A 3329-nucleotide genomic window follows, 5' to 3' on the forward strand; every position below is an offset into this window, starting at 1 on the left:
CGAAGACTGGCGCCGCGACTACAACGCGAACCGGCCCCACTCGGCCCACGGCGACCTCACACCAGCCGAGTTCGCTCTACAGTGGACCACGACCCATCAACCCCAAGTCGCATAGCGGCTGGACCACCAAACGGGCCCCCCTCAGCTGGCCGGTATGCTCGCCCACCTGATTTCTGAAGGCGCCGTGTAGTCGTAGACATTCAAGTGGGGGCCAAGCTCAACCATGTGCGCCGCTGGATGCCAGCCAGTCCCGTCGCAAGTACCGAGTCAGTACCTAGCGTTGATGAGTACGTTCACCAGCAGTGGCGGGCGTGGCGACCCGGCCGTGTCCGCAGCATCCCGCGGCTAGACTTCATGCTTCCGAACAAAAACCACAAGTAGGGGTTGAAATTGCTCTGGCAGACACTTGTGTAACCACTTGAACAGCCGATAAAGGACCGGGCTGCCAAAATGATACGCAGGTTCGCCGGACAGACGAACGACGAAGATATCTGCTTGGTGCCCAAACGCGCGGCGAAGCGCCTTCTTGGTATTCAACCGGTACATAGTCGGAAATACGTCGACAGCCTTCCGGCGAGGCTGGATATAGTTTAGCGCGCCTACATGCAGGCGATTCGGCACCAGCCCTCCGGCGATCGCGATATAGCCGAGCTTGTTCGGCGTGAGTGCAGCGACGACGCCACCCGGTTTGACCACTCGAAGTAGTTCGCGAGCTACATCTGTCGGATGTTCAACGTGCTCGAAGACAAATCGTGAATATATGATGTCAAACGAGTTGTCGGGGTACGGCAGAGCGTTCCCCACTTCGATCACCTCAGCGTGGTCCAAGAACGGGTTGGATAGGACCGCTTCGTCGACATCGCAGCCTTCAACATGCGCACATCTGCCTCGTAAGTCGAAGAGACGACGACGATACTCAACCTCGTTGTCGAGGATCTGTTCACCTCTCCCTGCCCCGAAATCCAGAACACGGTCTTCGGCGTTAAGTATGCCGTCTAGCTGTGAAAAGAGCACGATGCCAGGGTCATCACGACTAAAGCCGCCGATATTTGACTCCGGGTAGAAGCGACGCCTGAGCGCCAGACCTCCTAAAGATCTCCTCAAGTTCGACCCCCTTCAAATTCGCGATGCATCGCACACTAGTGGGTGGGTGCACGGTTTTGTCGATGCTGCGTTTTCAACCCACCGTACGGTCAAATTCTGAGAGCATGTCAAGCTTCATCGGCCTGCCATCAGTCTCGCCGATTCCCGAATAGCTCTTACGCGTGTTTGCATGATGCAACGACCCCCATGCGCGGAGTGACATCAGATTAGCTGCCGACATATCTCGCCTGTGCGAAGTGCCGCTGGCGAGCGTCGCCCAGTTGTCACACCGCCCGGCACCTGGCACCAGTACTCCATGCGCCAGTGGTGGCCGGCTCCCCGTCCAGGCGGGCTGGCCACTTCGATAACTCCGACCACGCGTGCCGCCTGTCTTGACAAATCTCGGCGCAAACACATCCGCAACTCGTTGCGGGCGGCGGACACAAGGGTTCCGGCCTTTGGCGGTGACTGCTCACCCAGGCGCCTCACGCCTCTGCCTTCGGCCGGTGAGGGGCTGCGCGACATCTTTGCTGGAAGTCGCACCATCGCGGTCGGAGCCCGGACTGGCTACCTCCTGACCGTCTAGTGGCCGATGGCGCGCGGCCACCGTGCCAGTAGTACCGCGCTTCGAAGGCTGCAGCGAACTATCAGCGTCGGCGGCGTAGTACCCGTAGCTGTAGGTGTACGGGGATCCCCCGCGTGCCGGCACCATTGTGAAAACAGCACCAAGAAGCGGGGCCCCAACGCTGTCGAGGCTACCCACAGCGTGGGTCAGCTGCTCGCGCTTCGTCTGCCCGAACCGCACCATGATCAGTACACCGTCAGCGCCAGCCGCCAGAATCGCTGCATCTGTCACGGCAAGTAGAGGTGTCGAATCGACAATGACATAGTCAAACTGTGAACGTAGTTCGGCGAGCAACCTTTTGGCCGACATTGACCCGAGGAGCTCGCTCGGATTTGGCGGAATGGCCCCCGATGTAAGGACAGTTAGTCCTGGTGAGGGGGGCCCGTTTGGTGGTCCAGCCGCTATGCGACTTGGGGTTGATGGGTCGTGGTCCACTGTAGAGCGAACTCGGCTGGTGTGAGGTCGCCGTGGGCCGAGTGGGGCCGGTTCGCGTTGTAGTCGCGGCGCCAGTCTTCGATGATCACCCGGGCTTCCAGTAGCGAGTCGAAGCGCCACGCGTTGAGCAGTTCATCACGCAAGCGGCCGTTGAACGATTCGATCCAAGCGTTCTGCCACGGCGAGCCGGGATCGATGAAAAGTGAACCGGCACTGTTGAATCGGCACCAATCGGCCACGGCGTACGCCACAAATTCGGGACCGTTGTCGAAGCGCACATAGTGCGGCGCGCCGTTCGTGAGGGCCAGGCGATCCAGAACATCGACAACACCGTCGGCGTCGATGGAACGGTGCACGTCGATCGCGAGGGCTTCGCGGGTGAACTCGTCGATGACGTTCAACATCTTGATGGTGCGGCCATCAGCGGTGGTGTCGAACTGAAAGTCCATCGCCCAGATCACGTTTGGACGAATCGGTGACATCGCACCGACCGCCGCACCGATACCGGTCAGCCGCTTCTTGCGACGGCGCTGCGGGACCCTCAGGCCCTCCTCGCGCCACAGTCGGCGGATGCGTTTGTTGTTGGCCTTCCAGCCGGCCCGACGGGCCATCTTCGCCGCCCGCCGCCACCCCCAGCGCGGCCGGTCAACCGAGAACCGGCGCAGCCAAGCCCGTAGCTCGGCTTCCTCGGTGGTCATCGGCGCAGGCGTCAGGCGCATCGTCGAGCGGTGGATACCGACGACCGAGCAGGCACGTCGCTCAGAGACCCCGAACCGCTCACGGAGCGCTGTAACGGCGCTGCGCTTGCGGTTCGGGGTCAGAAGTTTCCCGACGAGATCTCCTTGAGCATGTCGATGTCGAGGGCCTGGTTGGCGACCAGCTTCTTGAGCCGGGCATTCTCGGCTTCGAGTTCCTTGAGGCGCTTGGCGTCGTTGGCCTTCATGCCGCCGTACTGGGCCACCCAGCGATGCCACGTCGACTCAGTGATCTCCAGGTGTCGGCACACCTCGGCCAGCTCCTGGCCGGTTCCGAGGAGCTTATTGCCCTCGGCCAGCTTGCGGATGATCTGATCCGGCGTATGCCGCCGGCGTTTGTTCGTAGCCATGTCGTCGTCGATTCTTCCTGCCCAAACACCTGGGCAACAGAGTCGCACAACAACTGGACCACTACGACGGGCTCACCTCAC

3 protein-coding genes and 1 pseudogene are annotated in these 3329 nt (G+C 61.2%); 1 reads left to right on the forward strand and 3 read right to left on the reverse strand.

Annotated features, from left to right (window positions below; all coding sequences use genetic code 11):
- The coding region (locus tag BEMPMBAN_RS30880) for an integrase core domain-containing protein (RefSeq protein WP_159235282.1) at positions 1–115 on the forward strand (115 nt) is incomplete at its 5' end.
- Positions 116–345: 230 nt separating this feature from the next.
- On the opposite strand, the gene BEMPMBAN_RS30885 is transcribed toward BEMPMBAN_RS30880, so the two are convergent.
- The 3 genes and pseudogenes from BEMPMBAN_RS30885 to BEMPMBAN_RS30890 all read right to left on the reverse strand — a co-directional run bounded on the left by BEMPMBAN_RS30885 (position 346) and on the right by BEMPMBAN_RS30890 (position 3248).
- Positions 346–1014: a class I SAM-dependent methyltransferase gene (locus BEMPMBAN_RS30885; RefSeq protein ID WP_234897787.1), complete on the reverse strand. Its 669-nt coding sequence runs from the start codon at positions 1012–1014 to the stop codon at positions 346–348.
- A 541-nt stretch (positions 1015–1555) separates the two neighbouring features.
- Positions 1556–2080 (reverse strand): annotated as a pseudogene (locus BEMPMBAN_RS32860) (tyrosine-protein kinase family protein); the annotation flags it as partial.
- Positions 2081–2109: 29 nt separating this feature from the next.
- A protein-coding gene (locus BEMPMBAN_RS30890; protein WP_109772112.1) for an IS3 family transposase occupies positions 2110–3248 on the reverse strand; the annotation gives its coding sequence in 2 pieces (ribosomal slippage) (positions 2110–2978 and positions 2978–3248; 1140 coding nt in all).
- Positions 3249–3329 lie beyond the last annotated feature (81 nt).

It is taken from the genome of Mycolicibacterium austroafricanum (assembly GCF_902705885.1).
Taxonomy (GTDB): Bacteria; Actinomycetota; Actinomycetes; order Mycobacteriales; family Mycobacteriaceae; genus Mycobacterium; species Mycobacterium vanbaalenii_A.